At 61.1% G+C, this 24024-nt stretch carries 20 protein-coding genes; 6 read left to right on the top strand and 14 right to left on the bottom strand.

Annotation, left to right across the window (positions count from 1 at the left end):
- The first annotated feature begins 34 nt into the window (after positions 1-34).
- Positions 35-862 (top strand): DUF6473 family protein, encoded by an 828-nt coding sequence (locus ACI3GR_RS12045; protein ID WP_407494790.1) that lies wholly within the window; start codon positions 35-37, stop codon positions 860-862.
- A 79-nt stretch (positions 863-941) separates the two neighbouring features.
- Here the strand turns inward: ACI3GR_RS12045 and ACI3GR_RS12040 are convergent, their stop codons facing one another.
- Together ACI3GR_RS12040 and ACI3GR_RS12035 are read right to left on the bottom strand one after the other, a co-directional pair.
- Positions 942-1868 (bottom strand): electron transfer flavoprotein subunit alpha/FixB family protein, encoded by a 927-nt coding sequence (locus ACI3GR_RS12040; protein WP_407494789.1) that lies wholly within the window; start codon positions 1866-1868, stop codon positions 942-944.
- Positions 1868-2626, bottom strand: coding sequence for an electron transfer flavoprotein subunit beta/FixA family protein (locus ACI3GR_RS12035; protein WP_407494788.1), 759 nt, complete (start codon positions 2624-2626; stop codon positions 1868-1870). Before ACI3GR_RS12035 ends, ACI3GR_RS12040 begins: the two co-directional genes overlap by 1 nt.
- A 222-nt stretch (positions 2627-2848) precedes the next feature.
- On the opposite strand from ACI3GR_RS12035, the gene ggt reads away from it, so the two are divergent.
- Complete coding sequence (gene ggt, locus ACI3GR_RS12030) at positions 2849-4690, top strand: gamma-glutamyltransferase (RefSeq protein ID WP_407494786.1); 1842 nt, start codon at positions 2849-2851, stop codon at positions 4688-4690.
- A 97-nt stretch (positions 4691-4787) separates the two neighbouring features.
- Positions 4788-7280: a GcvT family protein gene (locus ACI3GR_RS12025; RefSeq protein ID WP_407494784.1), complete on the top strand. Its 2493-nt coding sequence runs from the start codon at positions 4788-4790 to the stop codon at positions 7278-7280.
- A gap of 253 nt (positions 7281-7533) precedes the next feature.
- On the opposite strand, the gene ACI3GR_RS12020 is transcribed toward ACI3GR_RS12025, so the two are convergent.
- The 5 genes from ACI3GR_RS12020 to ACI3GR_RS12000 form a co-directional block, all read right to left on the bottom strand.
- Positions 7534-7878, bottom strand: a complete 345-nt coding sequence (locus ACI3GR_RS12020) for a carboxymuconolactone decarboxylase family protein (protein WP_407494782.1) — start codon at positions 7876-7878, stop codon at positions 7534-7536.
- An 81-nt stretch (positions 7879-7959) separates the two neighbouring features.
- Positions 7960-8325 carry a DoxX family protein gene (locus tag ACI3GR_RS12015; RefSeq protein ID WP_407494781.1) on the bottom strand — a complete coding sequence of 122 codons (366 nt, stop codon included), beginning with the start codon at positions 8323-8325 and terminating at the stop codon, positions 7960-7962.
- Positions 8325-9044 carry an SDR family oxidoreductase gene (locus tag ACI3GR_RS12010; RefSeq protein ID WP_407494780.1) on the bottom strand — a complete coding sequence of 240 codons (720 nt, stop codon included), beginning with the start codon at positions 9042-9044 and terminating at the stop codon, positions 8325-8327. Before ACI3GR_RS12010 ends, ACI3GR_RS12015 begins: the two co-directional genes overlap by 1 nt.
- Entirely contained in the window at positions 9041-10576 is a 1536-nt protein-coding gene (locus tag ACI3GR_RS12005; RefSeq protein WP_407494778.1) for an ATP-dependent DNA helicase, read from the bottom strand. Before ACI3GR_RS12005 ends, ACI3GR_RS12010 begins: the two co-directional genes overlap by 4 nt.
- A 299-nt stretch (positions 10577-10875) precedes the next feature.
- Positions 10876-12843, bottom strand: coding sequence for a protein meaA (locus ACI3GR_RS12000; RefSeq protein WP_407494776.1), 1968 nt, complete (start codon positions 12841-12843; stop codon positions 10876-10878).
- 327 nt (positions 12844-13170) lie between these two features.
- Between ACI3GR_RS12000 and ccrA the strand changes: the two genes are divergently transcribed.
- Together ccrA and deoD are read left to right on the top strand one after the other, a co-directional pair.
- Positions 13171-14460 carry a crotonyl-CoA carboxylase/reductase gene (ccrA, locus tag ACI3GR_RS11995; RefSeq protein WP_407494775.1) on the top strand — a complete coding sequence of 430 codons (1290 nt, stop codon included), beginning with the start codon at positions 13171-13173 and terminating at the stop codon, positions 14458-14460.
- A gap of 163 nt (positions 14461-14623) precedes the next feature.
- On the top strand, positions 14624-15328 hold the full coding sequence (deoD, locus tag ACI3GR_RS11990) for a purine-nucleoside phosphorylase (RefSeq protein WP_407494773.1): 705 nt from the start codon (positions 14624-14626) through the stop codon (positions 15326-15328).
- 6 nt (positions 15329-15334) lie between these two features.
- On the opposite strand, the gene creD is transcribed toward deoD, so the two are convergent.
- Entirely contained in the window at positions 15335-16750 is a 1416-nt protein-coding gene (gene creD / locus ACI3GR_RS11985) for a cell envelope integrity protein CreD (protein ID WP_407494772.1), read from the bottom strand.
- A 68-nt stretch (positions 16751-16818) separates the two neighbouring features.
- On the bottom strand, positions 16819-17661 hold the full coding sequence (locus tag ACI3GR_RS11980) for an urea carboxylase-associated family protein (RefSeq protein ID WP_407494771.1): 843 nt from the start codon (positions 17659-17661) through the stop codon (positions 16819-16821).
- Between the two features lie 124 nt (positions 17662-17785).
- On the opposite strand from ACI3GR_RS11980, the gene yghU reads away from it, so the two are divergent.
- On the top strand, positions 17786-18661 hold the full coding sequence (gene yghU / locus ACI3GR_RS11975) for a glutathione-dependent disulfide-bond oxidoreductase (protein WP_407494770.1): 876 nt from the start codon (positions 17786-17788) through the stop codon (positions 18659-18661).
- A 32-nt stretch (positions 18662-18693) separates the two neighbouring features.
- Here the strand turns inward: yghU and ACI3GR_RS11970 are convergent, their stop codons facing one another.
- The 5 genes from ACI3GR_RS11970 to ACI3GR_RS11950 all read right to left on the bottom strand — a co-directional run bounded on the left by ACI3GR_RS11970 (position 18694) and on the right by ACI3GR_RS11950 (position 23858).
- Entirely contained in the window at positions 18694-19350 is a 657-nt protein-coding gene (locus tag ACI3GR_RS11970; RefSeq protein ID WP_407494768.1) for a DUF998 domain-containing protein, read from the bottom strand.
- A 150-nt stretch (positions 19351-19500) separates the two neighbouring features.
- A complete protein-coding gene (locus ACI3GR_RS11965; protein WP_407494766.1) occupies positions 19501-20673 on the bottom strand; it encodes a type III PLP-dependent enzyme in 1173 nt (390 codons plus the stop codon).
- Between the two features lie 319 nt (positions 20674-20992).
- Positions 20993-21148 (bottom strand): hypothetical protein, encoded by a 156-nt coding sequence (locus ACI3GR_RS11960; protein WP_407494764.1) that lies wholly within the window; start codon positions 21146-21148, stop codon positions 20993-20995.
- Positions 21149-21256: 108 nt separating this feature from the next.
- Positions 21257-22900 (bottom strand): FAD-binding dehydrogenase, encoded by a 1644-nt coding sequence (locus ACI3GR_RS11955; RefSeq protein WP_407494763.1) that lies wholly within the window; start codon positions 22898-22900, stop codon positions 21257-21259.
- Positions 22901-22904: 4 nt separating this feature from the next.
- Positions 22905-23858 carry a helix-turn-helix domain-containing protein gene (locus ACI3GR_RS11950; protein WP_407494762.1) on the bottom strand — a complete coding sequence of 318 codons (954 nt, stop codon included), beginning with the start codon at positions 23856-23858 and terminating at the stop codon, positions 22905-22907.
- Between the last annotated feature and the right edge of the window lie 166 nt (positions 23859-24024).

The following is a 24024-nucleotide window of genomic DNA, read 5'->3' as shown; positions in this document are numbered from 1 at the left end:
ATTAGAGGCAAGGGGTTAACAATGGGTGGGCATCATGACCTGCGATCACATCGGGCGTCGTCCGATCAATTATATGCCGTGCCGCTATGGCACGTCGCAAATTTCGTTCCGCGGTCCCAAGCCGGACCTTCGCGCGCCCTATGTGCTGTTCATGGGCGGTACGGAGACGTACGGGAAATTCGTGATCTCGCCCTATCCAAACCAAACAGCCCGTCAACTTGGGCTGTCGGCGGTCAATCTTGGTGTCTGCAACACCGGGCCCGATCTGTATCTGAACGAACCGACGCTGACGGCATTTAGCCGCAACGCAAAAGCGACGGTCGTGCAACTGACCAGCATACAGAACCTGACCAATCGGTATTTCAGCGTTCATCCCCGTCGAAACGACCGATTTGTTCAGGCGGCAGAGCTGTTGCGCACCATCTACCGCGATGTCGAGTTTTCAGAGTTTCATTTCACCGGCCATCTGATGCATCACCTGCATCATATAGACCCCAAGCGTTTCGATATCCTGAAGGTAGAGTTGCAACAGGCGTGGTGCGCGCGGATGAAGGCGTTGATCCTGACCCTGTCTGGTCCGGTCGTCCTGCTGAACCTCACGGGGCTTCCCGACGCTTTGGGCCTGCTGCCGACCGACCAGATGATCCAAGACCTGCGTCCGCTGGTCCATGACATCTTGGACGCACCAGTCAGTCCGGCGGCGCGGGATGAAGGCACCGATCGGATGATCCACGCGCCGCTGGAAAAGGCCGCGGCGGAACAGCTTCTTAGCCAGCGTGGTCACGATGAACTGGCCGAAGCACTGGCGACTAAGCTTCGGCCTTTCGTGCCACAATCAGATCAGTCCATCCCCGCCGAATGAAATCGCCGAATGAAAAAGGCCCGCCAAATCGGCGGGCCTTTCATATCTTGCGTAGGGCGGGGGTTACCCCGCCTGTGCCTTACAGCTTTTCGGTCAGTTCCGGGACCGCGTCGAAGAGGTCTGCAACCAGACCATAGTCGGCCACCTGGAAGATCGGCGCTTCTTCGTCTTTGTTGATCGCGACGATGACCTTGGAGTCTTTCATACCCGCAAGGTGCTGGATCGCGCCGGAAATACCGACAGCGACATACAGCTCGGGCGCGACGACTTTACCGGTCTGACCAACCTGCCAGTCGTTCGGGGCATAGCCCGAGTCGACGGCGGCACGGGATGCACCAACGGCAGCACCCAGCTTGTCGGCCAGCTTCTCGATGATCTCGAAGTCTTCTTTCGACCCAACACCACGACCACCGGACACCACGACACCAGCCGAGGTCAGTTCCGGACGGTCGGATTCGGCCATCGCGTCTTCGACCCACTCGGACAGGCCCGGGTTGTCAGCCGCTGCGGTGTCTTCGACCGAAGCAGAGCCACCGTCACCAGCCGCATCGAAGGTCGAGGTCCGGAAGGTGATGACCTTCTTCTCGTCCTTGGATTTCACGGTCTGGATCGCGTTACCGGCGTAGATCGGACGCTCGAACGTGTCGGCGTCAACCACGGCGGTGACATCGGTCAGAACCATGACTTCCAGCAGGGCTGCGACGCGGGGCATGATGTTCTTCGCGTCGGTCGTCGCGGGGGCGACGATGTGCGAATAATCACCGGCCAGCGACACGATCAGCGCGGCAACAGGTTCTGCCAGACGGTGACCATACAGGTCATCCTCGGCCACCAGCACCTTTGCGACACCGTCGATCTTGGCAGCTTCGCCAGCGGCGTCTTTCGCCTTGGCGCCAACGGCCAGAATGGTCACGTCACCCAGCGCTTTCGCACCGGCAACAGCCTTGGCGGTGGCGTCCAGCGCCAGTTCGCCATCATTGATTTCAGCAAGCAGAAGAACGGACATTACACGATCCCCTTCTCTTTGAGTTTCGCCACAAGCGTATCGACATCTTCGACCATCTCGCCCGCGCTGCGCGCTTCGGGTTCAGACGTCTTGACGATTTCCAGACGCGGAGAGACATCGACGCCGTAATCATCGGCGGTCTTCTCATCCAGCGGCTTTTTCTTCGCCTTCATGATGTTCGGCAGCGACGCATAGCGCGGCTCGTTCAGACGAAGGTCAGCGGTGATGATGGCGGGCATCTTGACCTTGATGGTCTGCAGACCGCCGTCCACTTCACGCTTCACAACGGCGCTGTCGCCGTCGACGTCCAGCTCGTTCGCGAAGGTCGCCTGGGACCAGCCCAGCAGCGCCGACAGCATCTGGCCGGTGGCGTTCATGTCGTTGTCGATGGACTGTTTGCCTGCGATCACCAGACCGGGCTGTTCTTCGTCCACGACACCTTTCAGGATTTTCGCAACCGCCAGCGGTTCGATATCCGTGTGCACGTCGTCCGCAGCAACCACCAGGATTGCACGGTCCGCGCCCATGGCCAAAGCAGTCCGCAGGGTTTCCTGCGCCTGCTTCACACCGATGGAAACCACGACAACCTCTTCGGCTTTCCCGGCTTCTTTCAGGCGGATGGCCTCTTCGACGGCGATTTCGTCGAAGGGGTTCATCGACATTTTGACGTTGGCAAGATCGACACCGCTGCCGTCCGCTTTGACCCGGACTTTCACGTTGTAGTCGATCACGCGTTTGACAGGCACAAGCACCTTCATCTGCGGTCTCTCCCTTGATAATAGCGTCAGCCCCCCGGGATCCGGAGGGCGCTCCCGGGTTTGATATAGTCTCTCTTTCGGACAGGACAGGCCAAAAGCGACGTGACGCCGCGACCTGACGCCGCGATATTCCGATTTGCAGTAGATATTTCCGCAGTGTGAAATATGTGAGCGATCACAATTCTGGTTAAGATGACAGGGAATCATCGAAGGACGAATCTCTTGGCCCCTCGCCTCTCCCTCCGCCTAGCCCCTGTGATCCTTTCGCTGGCCTGTGCCCTGCCCGTCGCCGCGCAACAGGCCACGGATGCGATCCCACCAGAAATGACGACAGACCTGTCCGCGCCCATCACCGACCCGGCCCTGCGTACGGCGCAAGAAGCCAAGCAGGCAGGCCGCCCCGTCACGGCGCGAAACTGGATGATCTCTGCCGCCCATCCCATGGCCGTGCAGGCGGGTGCGGATGTCTTGCGTCAGGGCGGCACCGCCGCCGATGCCATGGTCGCCGCGCAGGCGATGTTAGGATTGGTCGAACCGCAATCATCCGGCCTCGGCGGAGGCGGGTTTGTATTGTACTTCGATGCGGAAAGTGGACGCCTGTCATCGCTGGACGGTCGGGAAACCGCACCCAGAGACGCGACCCCCCGCCTGTTCCAGACCGAAGGCGGCGAACCGATGGGCTTTTTCCAGGCGGTCGTTGGCGGTCTGTCCGTCGGGGTTCCCGGCACGCCTGCGCTGATGGAAGGGGTGCACCAAAGATGGGGCCGCCTGCCATGGCCAGATCTTCTGGCCCCTGCGATTTCCGCCGCAGATCAGGGATTTGAAGTCTCTGCCCGCCTTGCCGCGATGGTCGGCTTTGATCAGGACCGCCTGATCCTGCACCCGAAAACCGCAGGCTATTTCCTGCCAGAAGGCGACCCGATCAACGCGGGTGACCTGCTGATCAACACCGCCTACGCAGACACCCTGCGCGCTTTCGCCACCGGCGGTGCGCAGGCATTTTACGAAGGTCCCTTGGCCGAAGAAATCTCCATGGCCGTCGCGAATGCGATTCAGCCCGGCCTGCTGACGCCATGGGATATGCGCAACTACACCATCAAAGATCGCGACCCGACCTGCCTGCCTTTCCAAGGGTACGAGGTCTGCGGCATGGGCCCACCTTCTTCGGGTGGGCTGACCGTGGCGCAAATTCTGGGCACGGCAGACGCTTTCCGAAATGGTGATCTGGGGGCGTCTGCCATCGCCTCGGACCCGGCGTTAAGTGTCGGGACCGAACAGCATCTGGATGACCTGACCCTGTTGGGGAATGCCGCGCGCCTCGCTTTTGCCGACCGGGGTCGCTACATCGCCGACAGCGACTATGTTCCGGTGCCAGAGGCCGGATTGATCGCGCCCGATTATTTGTCCACGCGCGCAGCCGAGGCCAGTGAAACACAGGCCATCGAAGCCGCCCACCCCGGCACGCCAGAATTCGACCACGCGATAGACTGGGCCGACCATCAGGGACGCGCCCTTCCATCGACAACGCACATGTCCATCGTCGATCAATACGGCAACGCACTGTCGATGACCTCGTCCGTGGAAAACGCCTTCGGCAGCCGCGTGATGGCCGCCGGTTTCTTGCTGAACAACCAGCTGACCGATTTTTCCTTCCGCTCTCATATTGACGGTACGCCGATTGCAAACCGCGTCGAACCGGGCAAGCGCCCGCGGTCTTCCATGGCTCCGACAATCGTGCTGAAGGACGGCAAGCCCGTGCTTGTCATAGGCTCTCCGGGCGGCAGTCGGATCATCGGATATGTCGCGGAAACCATCTGGCGGCATCTGGTCGAAGGCCACGACATCCAGCAGGCCATCGCCCTGCCCCATGCGGTTAACCGGTTCGGCACCTATGACATCGAAACAGGGCCAGATGCCGAATCCCTTGCGACGCAACTGCAGGCAAGGGGGTTCGAGACGCAAATTCGCGGGCTGAACAGCGGCTTGCATGGCATCGCCATAACCAAACAGGGGCTGCAGGGTGGTGCGGACCCCCGGCGCGAAGGCATCGCTTACGGCGAATAGCGACAAGAGGTCGGTTTCAGGCACCAATATGTCGGCTGGACAAAGCGCGCCCCGCGCCGCCTGCTAAACCGGTCCAAGATCAAGAAAGGGCGCGTCCATGAAATCGCACGTCAAAGCACTTGTTGTCGGGGGTGGCGCTATCGGCACCTCCATCGCGTATCACTTGGCTCGGGCGGGCTGGGAAGATGTGATGCTGCTGGAACGGGACGAACTGACGTCCGGGTCGACTTGGCACGCCGCCGGTCTGCTGCCGCTGTTCAACATGTCCTACGCGACGACCCACATCCACAAATACTCGGTCGAATTCTACAAGTCGCTTGAGGCCGAAACCGGCCTGAACGCAGGCTTTTCGATCGTCGGCAACCTGCGCATGGCCCAGACGCAAGAGCGTATGGACGAATACATGCTCTACGCGTCCACCGCCGAAACCGCCGAAGTGCCCTATGAATGGATGACCCCCAACCAGATCAAGGAGCGTTGGCCGCTGGTCCGCACCGAAGACCTGAAGGGCGCGATCTATCACCCCACCGATGGCTATATTAACCCCGCCGACGTCACCATGGCCATGGCCAAGGGGGCCCGTCAGCGCGGCGTGATGATCGAACGCAAATGGCAGGTCGACGGCTACGAATGGACCGGGTCCGAATGGCGTGTCACCATTACCAAGATGGTCGAAAAAGGCGGCAACCTTGTGCCGTCCGAAGAACAGCAGGTCATCACCGCCGAACACGTGGTCACCGCGACCGGTAACCACGCACAACGCACGGCGAAACTGCTGGGTATTAAGATGCCCGCCATCCCGGTCGAACACCAGTTCATCGTGACCGAACCCGATCCGGCGCTGGTCGAATACCGCCAAAACGGCGGGGCCGAGCACCCGGTTCTGCGCGACGCCGACGCCAAATGGTACGTCCGCGAAGAACGCGGCGGCTGGATCCTTGGCCCGTACGAACGTAACGCCCCGGCCCGCTTTGCCTATGGTGTGCCCGATAGCTTCCGCGCCGACCTGTTCCCGCTGGATCTGGAGCGGATCGAAGAAGAATACATGTCGATGATCCACCGTCTGCCGTCCTCGGAAGAGGTCGGTCTGAAAGACGATTTCAACGGCCCTATCTGCTACACCCCCGACGGCAACCCGCTGATCGGCCCGGCCCCCGGCCTGCGCAACATGTGGCTGGCCGAAGGCTTTAGCTTCGGCATCACCGCCGCGGGCGGCACCGGCTACTACCTTGCTCAGATGATGGTCGAAGGAGAGGCCGAGATCGACATGGCGTCGCTCGACCCCAAGCGCTACGGCTCTTGGATGACGACCGACTATGCGATCGCCAAGAACGAAGAAGCCTACGAACACGTCTTCATTCTGCACCACCCCGATGAAGAACGCGAAGCCGCCCGCGCCCTGCGGACCTCTCCGGCTTACGACCGCCAGAAAGCAGCGGGCGCGCAATTTGGTCAGATCAACGGTTGGGACCGCCCCAACTACTACGCGCCCGAAGGCTTCGATGATCACGCATCGCGCAGCTTCCGCCGTGGTGGCTGGTGGCAATATGCGGTGGAAGAGGCGAAGGCGATCCGCGAAGGCGTCGGCCTGATCGACGCGACCGCCTTTACCAAGCACCTGCTGAAAGGCCCCGGCGCGACCGCGTTCCTCGATTGGTTCACCTGCAACAAGCTGCCCAAGGTTGGTCGCATCAACCTGACCTACGCGCTGACCTCTGCGGGCACCACGCGCACCGAATACACCATCGTGCGTCTGGCCGAGGATGAATATTACCTCGTCTCTGCCGGGGCATGGACGGCCTATGACAGCGACTATCTGATGAAGGCGATCGAAGATAAGATCCCCGAATTCGGCTACATGTCCTGCCACGACGTGACGACGCAATGGGGCGTCTTTGCCATCGCGGGCCCGAAAACCCGCGACGTGCTGGGCGCGCTGATCCGCGACGCAGAGCCCGAAACGGCCCTGTCGAACAAGCGTTTCCCATGGCTGTCGATGCGCAACATCGAACTTGGCATGTGCCCTGTCCGTGCGATCCGCGTCGCCTATACCGGCGAATTGGGCTGGGAACTGCATCACCCGATCGAAATGCAGAACTACCTGTGGGATCAGCTGATGGCGGCGGGCGAACCGCATGGCCTGAAGCTGGTCGGTGGCCGCGCACAAAACTGGCTGCGTCAGGAGAAATCCTATCGCGCGTTCGGCACCGAACTAGGCCGCGACGCGACCCCGGCCGAAGCCGACCTGCCCCGCTTCATCGACATGTCGAAAGACTTCCACGGCAAGGACGCGATGGAGAAGACCGGCATCCGCGCCAAATGCGTCACCCTGCTGATCGACGGCCCCGACGATGCGGACCCCTGGGGCCGCGAGGCGCTGTACAATGGCGACACCAAAGTTGGTCGTCTGACCTCGGGTGGTTATTCGGTCGCTTTCGGCAAATCCATCGGCATGGGCTATGTCACCCCCGATCTGGCGGTGCCGGGCACCAAGCTTAAGGTCAAGATGTTCGACCAGCTCTGGGATGCTGAAATCACCGAAGACAGCCCCTATGACCCCAAGAACGAAACGATCCGCAAGGACGTTTGACGCGAAACATGGTCTGGCGGCTAAGGCCGCCAGATGCCTCCGGCGGAATTATTTGGATCAAGCTGAAAGTGCGGCCCCCTGCCGGCCCCGGCCTTCGGGGTGCAACAGGGGGCTTTCACCTTGAGCGGTCATCGGCGTCCCCGCCTGTACCGCACCTTCAGTCAATCAAGCCAAGGTTAACAAATCCCTTTCAGCTTGATGAAAATATCCCTGGGGGAGTCCGCAGGACGGGGGCAAAGCCCCCACGTTTCGATCAGCCAAGCCGCTCGGCAAATTGGTCGAAGCACTCCAGTGCCTTGGCCGCGTACATCATCGCCGGACCGCCGCCCATCTGGATCGACATACCCAAGACATCGGCCACTTCTTCCCGCGTGGCCCCGGCTTTGATCAGCGTTTCGACGTGCAGCGCAATACAGGCCTCGCAATGGGTCGAGACAGCGATGCCAAGGGCCACGAATTCCTTGACTTTGAATTCGAGAACGCCGTTTTCCTTCACCGCTGTGGTCAATCCGGCGAAGCCCTTCGACGCTTCTGGCGCAGCCTTGTAAAGCGCGCGCAGCTGGTCACGGGTACTGTCGATTTTCTGGGTCCAATCCATGGTCGCAATCTCCTTGTTTCAGAGACCGTAGAACACATGCGAATTCGGCGATCTTTGACGCAGATCAGATGCGGCAAGCCCCTAGCGCCAAAGATAAAACCGGCGCGGCGCCTGTGAAGCGAGGATCAGAAGACCGCCTGCAATCGCCCAGTTCTTGACCACGATCGTGACCTGCCAAGGATCGGCGCGTAGTTGAAAGTGAAAGTAGCTGGTGAACAGACAATAGAGTGCGCCGACCAAGGCCCAGATCTGGATGCGCGGGCCAACGATCAGACAGATGGCGGCAAGCAAGTTGAACAGGGCCACCGGCCAGACCAGCACACCGGGCAGGCCAATCGACGCGATCATCTGGACAACGGGCTCTGGATCACTGACCTTTTGCACAGCGCCGCCCAGAAACAGGAACGCGATCAGCAGCCGCCCGATCAGGTTGCCCAAATCCGCCATCACCCGCGACCGATATAGGGCATCTTGGTCGCCATGATCGTCATGAACTGTACATTCGCCTCGGCCGGCAGCGTCGCCATCGAAAGCACGGCCTGCGCCGCATGAGATACATCCATCGACGGCGGCGGATTATCGGGGTTCGCGTCGATGATCCCCTGTAGCAAATCCGTCCGCGCATTCCCGATGTCGATCTGCCCACACGCGATATCAAACGCCCGCCCGTCCAGCGATAGCGTCCGCGTCATCCCCGTCACCGCGTGTTTCGTCGCCGTATAGGCCAGCGACCCTTCGCGTGGCACATGGGCCGAGATCGAGCCGTTGTTGATGATGCGCCCCCCTTGAGGGGATTGCGTCTTCATCTGTCGAAACGCGGCGCGCGCAGCAAGGAACATGCCCGTCAGGTTCACGTCAACCACCTGCCGCCATTCGTCCAGAGTGATCCCGTCTATGGTATCCGCCCGACCAAACATGCCAGCATTCTTGAACAAAACATCCAAGCGTCCGGTCTTGCCGACAAAATCCGCGACAGCCCCTTCGACAGCCGCTTCCTCCGTCACATCGGCCGGCAGGATCACGGCGTTAGCTTGATCCCCAAAAGCGCCTTCCAACGCCTCTTTCCGCCGGGCGAGACAGCCGACCGTCCAACCCGCCTGCAGAAACGCCTCAGCCGTTGCCTTGCCTATGCCGCCGCTAGCACCTGTGATCAAAATGGTTTTCATGTCTCGGCCTCCTGATCTGCAGACAATTCCAAAGGCGCGGGCGCAACGCGCAGGTCTTCAACGCTTAGCGGATAGGATGGACGCGACAGCATGTTGCGCACCACCCAATGCAACCGCGTTTCAGCCCGCGTGATTGCCACATAGGCCAGCCGTTTCCACAAGGGTTGGCCCGCCTCTGACCGGCCCACCCGCGCCGCGGCGAATAAATCGGGTGCAAAGACCTGCACGTTGTCCCATTGAGAGCCCTGCGCCTTGTGGATCGTCACCGCCGCCCCGTGCAGAAAGGTCGCCCCCATACGCGCGGCATAGGGGATGAAAGGCTCTTCCTCGTCCGGTTTTTCGATCTTTACGATCGACGCCGCCGAGACCTGAGGACTTTCCGCCCCCACCACATGCAATCGCGAAAATCCTGGCTTGGATCCGGGGCCCAGATAGACGACCTGAGCCCCCTTGATCAGCCCGCGCGCCTCAAGATCCAACCGCTTCTTACGATGCTTCAATGGCAGCTCAAGCCCGTCACAGATCAGCGGTTCTCCGGGCAAGAGCGCATCTTCGGGCGCGTCATGGACCCTGCGAAACGCGTTCAATAACCGGATCCGCGTGACATTGCGCCAGACCAGAACCGGCGAACGCGCCATCAGATCTACATTCACCCGCTGCGCCCAGACGACGCGATCATCCTGCTGCGCCTGGTCCCGGATCATCTGTTCGAAATCCTCGAACGTCAGCGCCGGATCGGCCAGCGCATGGGCGAGGTCGAGAATGGGGTTATCCGCGTCCTGCCGGTGGACACGGTCCAGATGCAGCACCTGCGGCGCGGCCAGCCTGTCGAACACCATCTGCCCCGATTGGCCAACGGGCGCCAACTGAGCAGGATCGCCAAAGAGCAAAAGGGTGGGAAAGATTTCGCGAAGGTCATCGAATTGCTTGTCGTCCAGCATCGACGCCTCATCGATCAAACCGATGTCCAACGGATCGTCCCGGCGTTTCCAGCCTGTTATAAAGTCAGAGCCTCGCAACCCCGCCGTCGCCAACGCGCCCGGCACGGATTTATTGGTCTGATAGAACTCAAACGCCCGATCCAAGGCGGCATCGGTCAGCCCTTCAATGATTGGGCGATCACCCTCTCCTGCCAGCCATTCGGCGATCTTTTCGTATTCCGGGTCATAGACAGGCGTATAAAGGATGCGGTGGATCGTCGTCGCAGGCACCCCACGCAACCGCAGGACCGAGGCCGCCTTGTTCGTCGGTGCCAGAATCGCCAGCGTGCGGCGATCCTTATGCTTGCGCGGCTCATAATCGCCCGAAATCAGCGTCACCCCGGCCTCTTGTGCGGCTTGCGAAATTGCAGACAGCAGCAAGGTCTTGCCCGATCCGGCTTTCCCCGTCACGGCCAGCACGCGCCCCTTGCCGCCGCCCGGTGGACGCGTGTCGCCCTCAACTAGGTCCACACCTTCGCTGGCCAGCGCCTCGGCGATGCGATCAAAGGCGTCGGCCTGATCATGAGAGAATGTGACGGAGGGCAAGCTCATGCAGCGGACGCTACAGCGAACCGACGGCAGAGGCCAGATGCGCAAAGGGGGCTTTACCCTCGCGCGGCGGGGCCGCTCTCCCCCAAGAATATTCTGAGCACGAGGAAGTTAGGGGATTGAAAACCATGCTGCGCGATCCTGAAGGCGGGGACGTCGATGGTCGCGCAAGGGGATGCCCTCCGTTGGAGCCTCAAGCCATATATGGCCGGTAGACCCTTCGGAGGGTGAACCCATGTCCATCCTCTTGCCCGAAATATCCCGGGGGCCGCAACAGGCGGCGGGACAGAAGCCCGTCTGACCTATTCGGCCGCGACATCCTTGGGATCGGCCAGATCGACCACATCCATCATGATGGCATTCAGTTGGAAATCCTTAGGCGTGTAGACCCGGGCAACCCCCATGGCCAAAAGGCGCTTTGCGTCGTCTTCTGGAATGATGCCGCCGACGATAACGGGGATGTGGGTCAACCCGGCCTCGCGCATCCGGTTCATGACGTCTTCGACCAAGGGCAGGTGCGATCCCGACAGGATCGACAGGCCGACCACATGGGCTTCTTGTTCTTGGGCGCGGGTCACGATCTCTTCGGGTGTCAGGCGGATACCGTCGTAGTTGATATCCATGCCGCAATCGCGGGCGCGGAAGGCGATCTGTTCGGCGCCATTGGAATGGCCGTCGAGGCCTGGCTTGCCGATCACGAACTTCAACCGACGGCCCAATTTGTCGCTGACCGCGTTCACCGCATCGCGGATATCGTCCAAGCCTTCGGTCTGGTTCGACACGCTGGCCGACACGCCCGTCGGGCCGCGATATTCGCCGTGCACCGCCCGCATCTGCGCGGCCCATTCGCCAGTGGTCACACCAGCCTTGGCCGCCGCGATCGACGCGGGCATGCAGTTTTCGCCTGCCGCCGCAGCCGCACGCAGATCGGCCAGAGCTTTCTTCACCGCCTCTTCGTCGCGTTCGGCCCGCCAAGCGTTCAGGCGTTCCACCTGATCGGCCTCGACCGCCGGATCGACCGTCATGATGCCACCGTCTTCGCCCATCAGGGGCGAAGGCTCGGCCTCGGTCCATTTGTTCACGCCGACGACGATGGTTTTGTCAGTCTCAATCCGGTTCACGCGCTCTGCGTTCGATTCGACCAGACGCGACTTCATATAATCGATGGCCGCAACGGCCCCGCCCATGGAGTCGAGGTTCGCCAACTCGGCCCGCGCACCTTCTTTCAGCGCTTCGACCTTGGCATCCACTGCAGGATTGCCGTCGAACAGGTCGCCATATTCCAGAAGGTCCGTTTCATAGGCCATGATCTGCTGCATCCGCAGCGACCACTGCTGATCCCATGGACGCGGCAGGCCAAGCGCTTCGTTCCACGCGGGAAGCTGCACGGCGCGGGCGCGCGCCTTTTTCGACAGGGTCACCGCCAACATTTCGATAAGGATACGGTAAACGTTATTTTCCGGCTGCTGTTCAGTCAGGCCCAGAGAGTTCACCTGAACGCCGTACCGGAAGCGGCGGAACTTGGGGTCTTCTACGCCATAGCGTTCGGCACAGATCTCATCCCACAGGTCCACGAAGGCGCGCATCTTGCACATCTCGGTGACGAAGCGGATACCCGCGTTCACGAAGAAAGAGATCCGGCCAACCACGGTCGGGAAATCTTCGGCGGGCACGCGGGGCCGAAGTTCATCCAGAACCGCCATGCCGGTGGCCAGCGCATAGGCAAGCTCTTGTTCCGGCGTCGCACCGGCCTCTTGCAGGTGATAGGAACAGACGTTCATGGGGTTCCACTTGGGAACCTCGCGATAACAATACTCGGCCACGTCAGCGATCATCTTCAGCGACGGCGCGGGCGGGCAGATATAAGTGCCGCGGGACAGGTATTCTTTGATCAAGTCGTTCTGAACCGTGCCCTGAAGCACTTTAGGATCGGCGCCCTGCTCTTCCGCGACAGCAATATAGAGCGACAGCAGCCAAGGTGCCGTCGCATTGATGGTCATCGAGGTGTTCATCTCGGCCAGCGGGATCTGATCGAACAGCGTGCGCATGTCGCCAAGGTGGCTGATCGGCACGCCGACCTTACCGACCTCGCCCTTCGCCAGCACGTGGTCACTGTCGTATCCGGTCTGCGTCGGCAAATCGAAGGCCACGGACAGACCCGTCTGACCCTTTTTCAGGTTGCCCCGATAGAGCTCGTTCGAGGCCTTCGCGGTGGAATGGCCCGAATAGGTACGAAACAGCCAGGGGCGGTCTTTCTGAGGCTCGGTCATCTGGGTCTCCGGCAGGTGGCAACGGGATTCTGTCGCGCAATTAAATTACGTCTAGCGATAGTTATCGGAAAGAATATGGCGATGTCAATTCGCCGCAATGCGGCGTAACCTGATCCTAGCCGATTGACCCTGATCTGCCCCGGTCTTTCCGGCCAAACAGGTCTAAAATGGCCAAAACACCAAGGTTTCGACCGTTGCGCCACAACGTCACGGTCATAAAATTACAAAATACCACCGTTCGATGTTGCAATGTTGCGCGGTGACCGATATTCGAAAGTTCACGCCGCGATTCTGCATTGCGGCAAACATCTAACTCAGGAGGTCCACATGGCTCTGGATACCGATTCCGCGATTGCCGCTTACGACGCGCCCAAAAAAGACCTGTATGAAATCGGCGAGATGCCGCCCTTGGGCCATGTACCCAAGCAAATGTACGCCTGGGCGATCCGCCGCGAGCGTCATGGTGAGCCGGCGAAATCTTTCCAGAAAGAGGTCGTCGACACCTGGCAGATCGACAGCCACGAAGTGCTGGTTCTGGTGATGGCTGCGGGTGTGAACTACAACGGCGTCTGGGCCGGTAAAGGTGAGCCGATTTCACCCTTCGACGTACATGGTCAGGACTACCACATCGCGGGTTCCGATGCCTCGGGCATCGTCTGGGCCGTGGGCGACAAGGTGAAGAACTGGAAAGTGGGCGACGAGGTCGTGATCCACTGCAACCAGGACGACGGCGACGACGAAGAATGCAACGGCGGCGACCCGATGTTCTCTCCGACCCAGCGTATTTGGGGCTACGAAACGGGCGACGGCTCTTTCGCGCAGTTCACCCGCGTTCAGGCGCAGCAGCTGATGCCGCGTCCCAAGCACCTGACTTGGGAAGAGGCCGCCTGCTACACGCTGACGCTGGCCACCGCGTACCGGATGCTGTTCGGTCACCACCCGCATGAACTGAAGCCCGGTCAGAACGTTCTGGTCTGGGGTGCGTCGGGCGGTCTGGGATCCTATGCGATCCAGCTGGCGACCACCGCAGGGGCCAACGCGATCGGTGTGATTTCCGATGAATCCAAGCGCGACTTCGTCATGGCGCAAGGTGCCAAGGGCGTCATCAACCGCAAGGACTTCAACTGCTGGGGCCAGCTGCCTACGGTGAACAGCCCCGAATACAACGAATGGCTGAAAGAAGCCCGCAAGTTCGGCAAGGCGATCTGGGACATCACCGGCAAAGGTGTGAACGTCGACATGGTCTTCGAACACCCCGGTGAGGCGACCTTCCCCGTGTCGACTCTGGTTGTGAAAAAGGGCGGTATCGTCGTGATCTGTGCCGGCACCTCGGGCTTCAACACGACCTTCGACGTGCGCTACATGTGGATGCACCAGAAGCGTCTGCAGGGGTCGCACTTTGCCAACCTCAAGCAGGCCGCATCGGCCAACCGTCTGATGATGGAGCGTCGTCTGGACCCCTGCATGTCGGAACTGTTCCCCTGGGACGAGATCCCCGAGGCGCACATGAAGATGATGCGCAACGAACACAAGCCGGGCAACATGGCTGTTCTGGTGCAATCGCCGCGTCCGGGCCTGCGGACCGTCGAAGACGTGCTGGAAGCCGGCAAGGCCTGAGCGTTAGGGGGGCTTTGCCCCCCGGCTTTCAGCCTCCCCCAAGGAATATTTATGATCAAGTTGAAAGGGCGGGCCTGCGCAAGGTCCGCCCTTTTCCGTGGGATCAACATGGACAACCGCCCTTGGCCTGCGGATAGTCAGGCAAACGACAGCGGAGTTTGCCATGACCATCCATATCGGGGCCGAGAAGGGCCAGATCGCCGAAACCGTTTTGATGCCGGGCGATCCGTATCGCGCCAAATGGGCCGCCGAGACCTTTCTGGACGGCGCCGAACTGGTGAACGAAGTGCGTGGGATGCTTGGCTTTACCGGCACATGGAAGGGCCACCGCGTCACGATCCAAGGCTCTGGCATGGGGATGCCGTCCCTGTCGATCTACGCCAATGAGCTGATCAAGGATTATGACGCGCAGACCCTGATCCGCATCGGATCCTGCGGTGCGATGCAGCCGCATGTGAAAATCCGCGACGTGATCCTCGCCATGTCGGCGTCGTCGATTTCGACCCCGTCGCTGGGGTTCTTCAAAGAAGTGAACTTTGCCCCCACTGCGAACTTTGACCTGCTGGCAAAGGCCTTTGTCGCAGCGCAGGCGCGCGGCATCCCCACCCACACCGGCGGCATCTATTCAGCCGATGTCTTCTATGCCGAACGTCCCGATCTGGACGAGGCGATGGAGCGGCACGGCATCCTGGCGGTCGAAATGGAAGCGGCAGAGCTTTACACTCTGGCCGCCCGCTATGGCCGCCGGGCGCTGGCTGTCCTGACCGTGTCGGACCACCTGAAAACACACGAGGCCCTACCGTCGGAAGACCGCGAAAAAAGCTTTGGTGACATGGTCGAAATCGCGCTGGAAGCAGCCTTCGCCTGACGACCCTCAGGCCGGGGGCGGCGCCGTCCCCGGTGTCTTGGCGGGCTCTTTCTTACGGAACAGCCCCTGACCTTCTGGCCCGTACCATTCCTCGTTCCGGGTGGCGAACATCGTGGCGGCAATGGCCACAAAGGCCAGCGTCGATCCGGCCAGCAGCGCGTAATCCTCGCTTTGCAGGATCAGGTAGAGCACGGCGTAGACCAGAACCAGCATTGCCCCAAGAACCAGCGATCTGCGGCCCAGCCCCAATCCGATCCAACCGAACAAGGTCAGCAGCGCCGTCACCGCCCCAGCCGATACCAAGTAGGCAAGCGCGAACCCGATCTGCTCGGCGTAGGACACCATCAGCAGGACAAAGGTCGCCTGCGCCAGACCGATCAGGAAATATTGCACCGGATGCACCGGGGTGGCGCGGTTGCGATCGACCAGCAGTACGGTCAGGAAGGTCAGCGCGATATAAAGAATGCCGTAGCGCGCTGCACGGTAGGCTTTTTGGTAGAAATCATTCGGCTCGATCAGGCTGACGCCAAAGCTCATCTGATCCAGCATATAAGGTGTCACATCGCTTCGGCTGATCTGCTGCAGGGATCGCGCCAGATGTGGCACGGTCCATTCGGCGGCAAACCCTTGATCGTTCACCTCGGATTGGTCAGGGAGGAAGCTGCCCGTGAAACTGGGGTGCGGCCAGTCCGATCGCATAATGACCTTGCTGGTCCGCCCGACCGGCGCAACCATCAGCGAGGCAGCCCCGTTCAGCCCCAGTTCCATCCGGTATCTGCCGCCCTCGCGCGGGTCGCCGATCATTGCGATGATGCCGGGCGTGTCGGGATTTCCCGATGGCTCCATCGGGATCGTACCAGAAGGACCCTCCAGCACCGCGTCGCGCCGCAGACCGTTGCTGTTCGACACGAACAAAGTCAGCCGGGCATCTTCCCAATGCACGGTCGCGTCCCCCAGCGTCAGCGCCGCAAGGCTTTCAGCGGGAAAATCAAACTCCATCACCAGATCGGCGCGATAAACCGGGGCCGAGAAGATGCCGCGCTGGCGCACCTCGGTCTGGGACGTGATCTGCACGTCGAAGCGATCAGGATAAACCTGAAGCGCGGGCCGGACTTCGGTCACCTGCCGTCGCACGGTATCGCGCAGGGGCTGGCCCGTGGCCGGGTCGATCAGCGTCTGGCCGGTATCCGGATCGGTCCGGTCTCGCGTAAACTCACGCGTGACCTCTTCTGACACCGGGATCGTCAGCTTTGGGCCGCCGATGGACTGCTGCCCGCCCCATGTCTGGCCGATCTCTTGGATGACATCGCGCGACAGGCGTTTGCGGTCGCCGACCACTTCGGCGACGAAAAACAGGGGGATGAACATCAACAGGATCAACACCCCGACGATCAGAAAACGGGCTCCGAAACCGCGGCGCATGGGCTGTCCTCCTGCTGGTCACTGTCAGGTTAGCGGCCTGCAGGGCATTGGTCACGGGATTTGCAGTGCTAAAGCCCGTGGGTGCCAGAGTATCCGTTGCGCGGCGGGCTGTGCCATCCGTCCAAGGCGTCGTCGGCGGGCTGAAACGCTTCGATCAAAAGCGGATAACAGGCCGCCGTATCCGAAGAATGCTCGGCGCTGCAATCCCCGCCGGGACAGGCCGACAACGCGCCGATCAGGTCAATCTCGGCGAAGAATTCCAGATAATCACCGGCCCGCACCGGGCTGGCTTTCATAAAGTATTGCCCGGTGTCGCGGGTGAACCCGGTGCACATGAAGACGTTCAGCACGTCGTGCACCATCATCGCCGCCTGATCGACATCCACGCCAAACGCCCCGACCGCCGCGCGGGTCAGGTTGGAATGGCAGCAATGGTGGTAATCAGTCCCGGACAGAAGGTGATGGGTATGCGGATCGCAGCGTGTGCCGATGACGTCGTGCACCCGGCCCCCGAAGTCATCTGCACCATACCACTCCAAAGTATCCGCTGTGAGCGTCGCCATGGGTCGCAGGTCGGGAAAGCTGCTCCACATCCTGTCGCCGGTGTTCAGATGGGTGCCATGCAGCGCGCGCGTTTTGCCGGAATAGAACTTCTCGGACGGGTCGGCAGCGGACCAGAGGTTCAGATCGCCGACCTGAGGTCCATCCACACAGGTGATCCGGAAAAAACACCCTGCGGGCACTTCGAATGCCACCGCATCTCGCGGCGGCGCGACCCATTCGCCGATCTTGCGCGCCCCGTCCCGCGCCCGGGAATACAGCGCCAGATCCGGCGCCGGCAGCGTTTCAGTCGGGTAGCAGATCACTGGCGCAATGGCGCGGCGGGTTGCGGCATCTTGGGGTTCGTTCATGCGCCAACCCTGCCCTGCCCCCTGCATTTGCGCAATCACGAACAGCCCACTGTGCGCCCTGACGGTTGCCATGTGCGCGCGTCGGGACAATTGTACCCCCAGACATTCCCCGAAGGAGACAGCAATGTCCGATGACACCTACACCCCGCCCAAGGTCTGGACCTGGGATCAGGAAAGCGGTGGCCGTTTCGCCAGCATCAACCGCCCCATCTCGGGCGCGACCCACGACAAGGACCTGCCCGTCGGCAAACACCCCTTTCAGCTTTATTCGCTGGCCACGCCCAACGGCCAGAAGGTCACCATCATGTTCGAAGAACTGCTGGCCGCCGGACATGAGGGCGCAGAGTATGACGCTTGGCTGATCAACATTGGCGACGGCGACCAGTTCGGGTCGGGCTTTGTCGAAGCGAACCCGAACTCGAAAATCCCGGCGCTGGTCGACCATTCCGGCGAGAAACCCCTGCGCGTGTTCGAGTCGGGCAATATCCTGCTGCACCTCGCGCAGAAGTTCGACGCCTTCCTGCCCAAGGATTACCGCGCCCGGACCGAAGCGATGAACTGGCTGTTCTGGCTGCAAGGCTCGGCCCCCTATCTTGGCGGCGGCTTCGGCCACTTCTACGCCTATGCGCCGATCAAGATCGAATACGCCATCAACCGCTTTGCCATGGAAACTAAGCGTCAACTGGACGTACTGGAAAAGCAGCTGGCAGATAACAAGTTCTTGGCAGGCGACGACTATTCGATCGCCGATATGGCAACCGCGCCGTGGTATGGCCGGATGGTCACTGACGGCGCTTACAAGGCCAAAGAATTCCTGTCGGCCCACGAATATACCAACGTGATCCGGTGGGCCGAAACGATCTTTGATCGTCCGGCGGTCAAGCGCGGGCGCATGGTCAACGCGGCCTTTGGCGATCCGTCCAAGCAACTGCGCGAACGCCACGACGCCAGCGATTTTGAAACCAAAACGCAAGACAAGCTGGACGCGCAGGGCGAATAACCCGGACAGTCTGTAAGGCCTCGTCGCGCGGATCACCCGGCGGCGGGGTCTTTGTTGAGAATGCAGCGACCGCGGTCCACAAAGATATAGGCCAATGGCGTCGTCCACAGCAGCGTGCCAAAAATCGCGGTTTTCTCAATGATGCCGTCGTAGGCCGTTGGCGCCATAAGGTACCACCCCGCGAAGACGATCCAGATCACCGCAGCGAGGACGAACAGCACGGCATACAGCCGCGACAACCGCGCTGCCCCACGCGCCATTCCCAAAGGTCCGATCAGGTACAAAGGCCCCAGCCCAAAGCTGATCCAGGTGTGCACGCTATAGGTCTCACCCGGCTCCACCTCATTTTTGAACTGGTCGAACAGCCCGATCATCGACACCAGCAGCGCCAGTGTCGCAAGGCACAGGATCCCCACGGACCAGCCCAGGCCGCCCATCGGCACATGCGCCGCCGCGATGGCAAGGCTGACCAAACCACAGGCGCAAATGTAGAACCCGACATCCATGATGATCTTGTGCGGCCCACGGCCCAGATCACTAAGCGTACTGGCGATAAAATCATGCTCTGCCACAAGCGCAGACCAGATCGTTGTCAGGATCGGAGCAAAGCAGCCGATTGCGCCGACCAGCCCGAAGAAGATCAGGATTTCCGCCCGCTCGTGCGGTGCGACCGCTACGTTCTTCATCATCCGCCCGACCCCTTCGCTGCGCCACACAGATCACTTAGGGCATTCGAAGGGCATCAACACTGCCGAACGAAAAAAGACGCGAGGTATCACCACCTCGCGTCTTTCCTAATCACGTGATCCCCGGCTCCCCCACCGGGGCTCCAACGTGGATCAGATCACCACCACGTCCAGCGGAGGGAAGCCGTTGAACCCGACCGATGCATAGGTCGAGGTGTAGGCGCCGCAGTTGCGGATGATGAAACGATCACCCGAGCGCAGGCCAACCGGCAGCTCGACAGGGCGTTTTTCGTACAGCACGTCGGCGCTATCGCAGGACGGGCCAGCCAGAATGCAGGGGCCGGTTGCTTCGTGATCGCGGTCGGTCAGGAACTGGTAGCGGATCGCTTCGTCCATGGTTTCGGCCAGACCCGAGAATTTACCGATGTCGAGGTAAACCCAGCGGTGCAGGTCGTTGTCGGATTTCTGCGACACCAGCAGCACTTCGGCAGCAATCGCGCCCGCTTCGGCAACCAGACCACGGCCCGGCTCTGCCATCACGTGCTCGACATTGTCGAAGCGCTCTTCGATCAGTTCCATCACGCGGGCAGCATAGGCCGTCGGACGCTGGATTTCTTCGCCGTAGTAGGCGGGGAACCCACCACCGATGTTCAGCAGGGTCAGCTCGTGACCTGCGTCGACAGCGGCTTTCCAGACAGCAGCAACCTGATCCAGCGTGGTGGTCCACATTTCCGCGCGTTTGGTCTGCGAGCCAACGTGGAACGAGAAACCGACCGGGCGCAGGCCCAGATCACGCGCCATGTCCATCAGCATGACGGCTTTGTCGCGGGCACAGCCGAATTTACGCGACAGCGGCCAGTCAGCTTCGGATGCGTCGACGATCAGACGGATGTACACGTCGGAACCCGGTGCGAATTCCGCGATCTTTTCCAGCTCTTCTTCTGCGTCGGCTGCGAACAGGGTCACGCCGGCGTTGAAGGCGAACTCGATGTCGCGGACTTTCTTGACGGTGTTGCCGAAGGAAATGTTTTCCGGACGGGCACCCAGGGACAGGCACAGCTCGATCTCGGCGCGCGATGCGGCGTCGAAGCCGGAACCGAGGTCGACCAGACGCTCGATGATTTCACGCTGCGGGTTTGCTTTGACGGCAAAGTGAATGCGTGCGCGGCCCAGGCCAGATTTCAGGGCGTGGTACTGCTCTTCCACGCGATCGACGTCGATCACCAGCGTTGGGCGGTCGAAAACAGTCGAACGGATGAAGGATTCAACACGGGTTTCACGGCGTACAGAAGTGCGGGCCGAAAAGTCGGCTACGTATGCGTTCATTGGTCATCTCCAATCAGACCCGGCCATTCCGATTTAATCGGCTCAGACCGCTCAGTTCCAAGGGAGACGTTACCGTCGCTACGTAACCGCAGGGCTTATCGATTTAGCCCTCTCGCCAGAGGCGCGTGCGTTGGCGTCTTTTGTAATTGCGCATATCGGGCCAAACATAGATTCGATCAATAGGAAAAATGCGTCGAATTGCGATTTTTTCCGTCACGTCCCCAAGATCCCGCATAACCCATTGTAAAAAAGAAAAACTCTGCCACATCCGGGAAAAGAAATGTGGCAGAGTTGCATCTGTTTCGGCGCTGGCCTGCGATCAGGCCGCTTTGACGTACTCGAAATACTCAGATGCCTTTTCGTCGCGCACCAGTGTCGGCGTGGGCGAGAAATATTCATAGGCTTGGTTCAGGGCGTTCAGGGCTGCCTGTGCTTTACGCAGCTCGGCCTCGGTGGGTTTCACGATCTTTTCCATAGGTGCCTCGTTTAGGATCAAAGGCCCCTCCCTGCCGACAATCTGCGCCTTCAAAGGGCGAAAAACATCAGCCAAAACAACATTGCCGCATTGCAGCATTTGCAGGCCTCAAACCTCGCGCCCCGCGACCCGGCCGCTGAAGATGCACCCCCCAAGGAACGTCCCTTCCAACGCGTTGTAGCCATGGTAGCCACCGCCGCCAAATCCAGCGACCTCTCCTGCGGCATAAACACCATCAATGACCTGACCCGCGCTATCCAGCAGCCTGGCCCGCACGTCCGTATGCAACCCGCCGAGCGACTTACGTGTCAGGATGTTCAGCCGGACAGCAATCAACGGACCGGCCTTTGGGTCCAGAATGCGGTGCGGTTTCGCGGTGCGCACCAGCTTATCCCCCAGATAGCGCCGCGCCCCATGGATCGCAGTCACCTGCGCATCTTTGGAGAACGGATTTTCCATCTCGCGATCCCGCGCTTCGATCTGTCGGCGCAGATCCGCGGCGTCCAGTCGCGTGTCCGGCTCCAGCTTGTTCATACCTGCGACCAGTTCATCCAGCGTATCCGCCACGACGAAATCAGCGCCCTTGTCCTTGAACGCTTCGACTGGACCAGTTGCCGCCTTGTTCAGCACCCGCTGCCGGATCACCTCACCCCACTTGCCTGAGGTGAAGTCAGGGTTCTGTTCCGACCCCGACAGCGCAAATTCCTTCTTGATGATCGCCTGCGTCAGTACGAACCAGCTATGGTCCTGCCCCGTCGACAGGATCCGCCGCAGCGTCGCCAAAGTATCGAACCCCGGCAGGCAAGGGGCCTCCATCCGTTGGCCATATGCATCGAACCACAGCGACGAAGGCCCGGGTAGAATACGGATACCATGGTTCGGCCAGATCGGATCCCAGTTCTGGATACCCTCGCAGTAATGCCACATCCGGTCGCCATTGATCAGCGCGGCCCCTGCCCCTTCGGCAATGCCCTGCAACTGGCCATCGACATAATCGGGCACCCCCGAAACCATTCGTTTAGGCGCAGGCCCCAGCCGATCCGCGGGCCAATACCGCCGAACCTTGTCATGGTCGCCACCGATACCGCCCGAGGTCAGGATCAAACTGTCACCTGTCGCTTCGAAATCCTCGACGACCTCGCGCGACGTACTGACTCCGCGCGGCGCGTCTGTGGGCACCAGCACCTCGCCCGCAACCCGGCGGGCCTTCAGATCAAGGTCTGTCACCCGATGCCGGAAGGCGAACGTCAGCTTGCCCTCGGCCTCCAGTTCTTTCGCGCGTTTGACAAAAGGCGCGATAACGCCCGGTCCGGTACCCCATGTCAGATGAAACCGCGGCACCGAATTGCCGTGCCCATGCGCCAGCGCCCCGCCTCGTTCGGCCCAGCCGACCACAGGAAACCATCGCATCCCCATGCCCGCCAGCCAGTCGCGCATCTCTCCGGCTGCGAAATCCAGATAGGCTTCGGCAACCGCACGCGGGTTGGCATCCTCAGGCCGATCGAACCCGGCAGAGCCCATCCAATCCTGTGCGGCAAGATCACGACTATCCCGGATCTTCATGCGCCGCTGTTCCGGCGTATCCACCATGAACAACCCGCCCAAAGACCAGAACGCCTGCCCACCCAGCGATTGTTCGCCTTCCTGATCGATCAGCAAAACTTGACGGCCCCGACCTGCCGCCTCGGTCGCCGCGACTAGCCCCGCCAGACCACCGCCAATGACAATGACATCCGCCTTCAGCTGGCGCATCGGATCACTCGCCGATGCCCAAACGTTTCATCCGGCGATACAGCGTCGCACGACCGATCCCCAGGGCCCGCGCAGCCTCGGACACATTGCCCCCGGCCCGCGTCAGCGCCCGCATGACAGCCGCGCGTTCGGCCTTCTCAAACCCTGAAGGTCCATCACCATGGCCGAACAGATCGCTTGCCGGTCGCGCCTTAATCGGGCCCGAGGTCGCCATGCCATAGGCCTGCCGTGCCGACCGGGTCGCCCCGATCACGATGTCGTCCTGATCCACGGCCAACAGCGCGGTCACATCCCTATCTTCCCCTCCGGCCACAATGATCCGTGCCTTGGGAAACGACGCGCGGAAGAAATCCGCCTCAATCGTGCGCGCGGTCTGGGCGACCGTCGCCGCAATAATCCGATTGAACGCTTCTGTCTGATCCGCCCGGGCCGAGGACACGTCCAAGGCCGCCACGATCCGCCCATCGGGGCCAAAGATCGGCGCGTCCATACAGCTCATCGCGGTGTTGCGCGCAAAGAAATGTTCGTCGCGATGGATCGTCACTTGCCGCCGGTCCGTCAGACAGGTGCCGATTCCGTTGGTTCCTTCGCTGGCCTCTGACCAATCCGCCCCCAAAGCCAGCCCCCAGTGATCGAACGCGGCCGCATCCCCATCAGAACAACGACGGTCCAGCACGATCCCCTGATCGTCCGTCAACACAACGCCACACCCGGACTGCCCGACCAACCCGAACAGGTGATCCAGCTTCGGCCCGGCGACGCGCAGAAAATGCTCCAGCCGGTCTTGGTGCTGACGCACGTCCGCCTCACTCACCCGTTCTGGCGCGCGTTCCTCCCCGGGGTTCAGCCCATGATGCTCCAACGACCGCCACCATGACGCCGCCAAAGCCGACCGCGCCCCGGCAGAGCCCGATTGCACCGCCGAAATCACCCGATCGATATGGCTGTGTTTGGTCATGATGGTGTCCTCCGCCGGATAGCCTAGCGGGGGAAAAGCTTTGTGGCAAACTCCGCATTTCCGCCGCCCCCATCATCCTCTTGCCAAAAATAGTCCTGCGGGAAGCCGCAAGCCGGGGGCAAAGCCCCCAAAAGCAAAAGGGCGACCCTCAAGGCCGCCCTTCCGT

Source organism: Pseudooceanicola aestuariicola (assembly GCF_045763785.1).
GTDB lineage: Bacteria > Pseudomonadota > Alphaproteobacteria > Rhodobacterales > Rhodobacteraceae > Pseudooceanicola.
The sequence above is the reverse complement of the archived record's forward strand: the minus strand, read 5'-3'. Positions and strand labels throughout refer to the sequence as shown.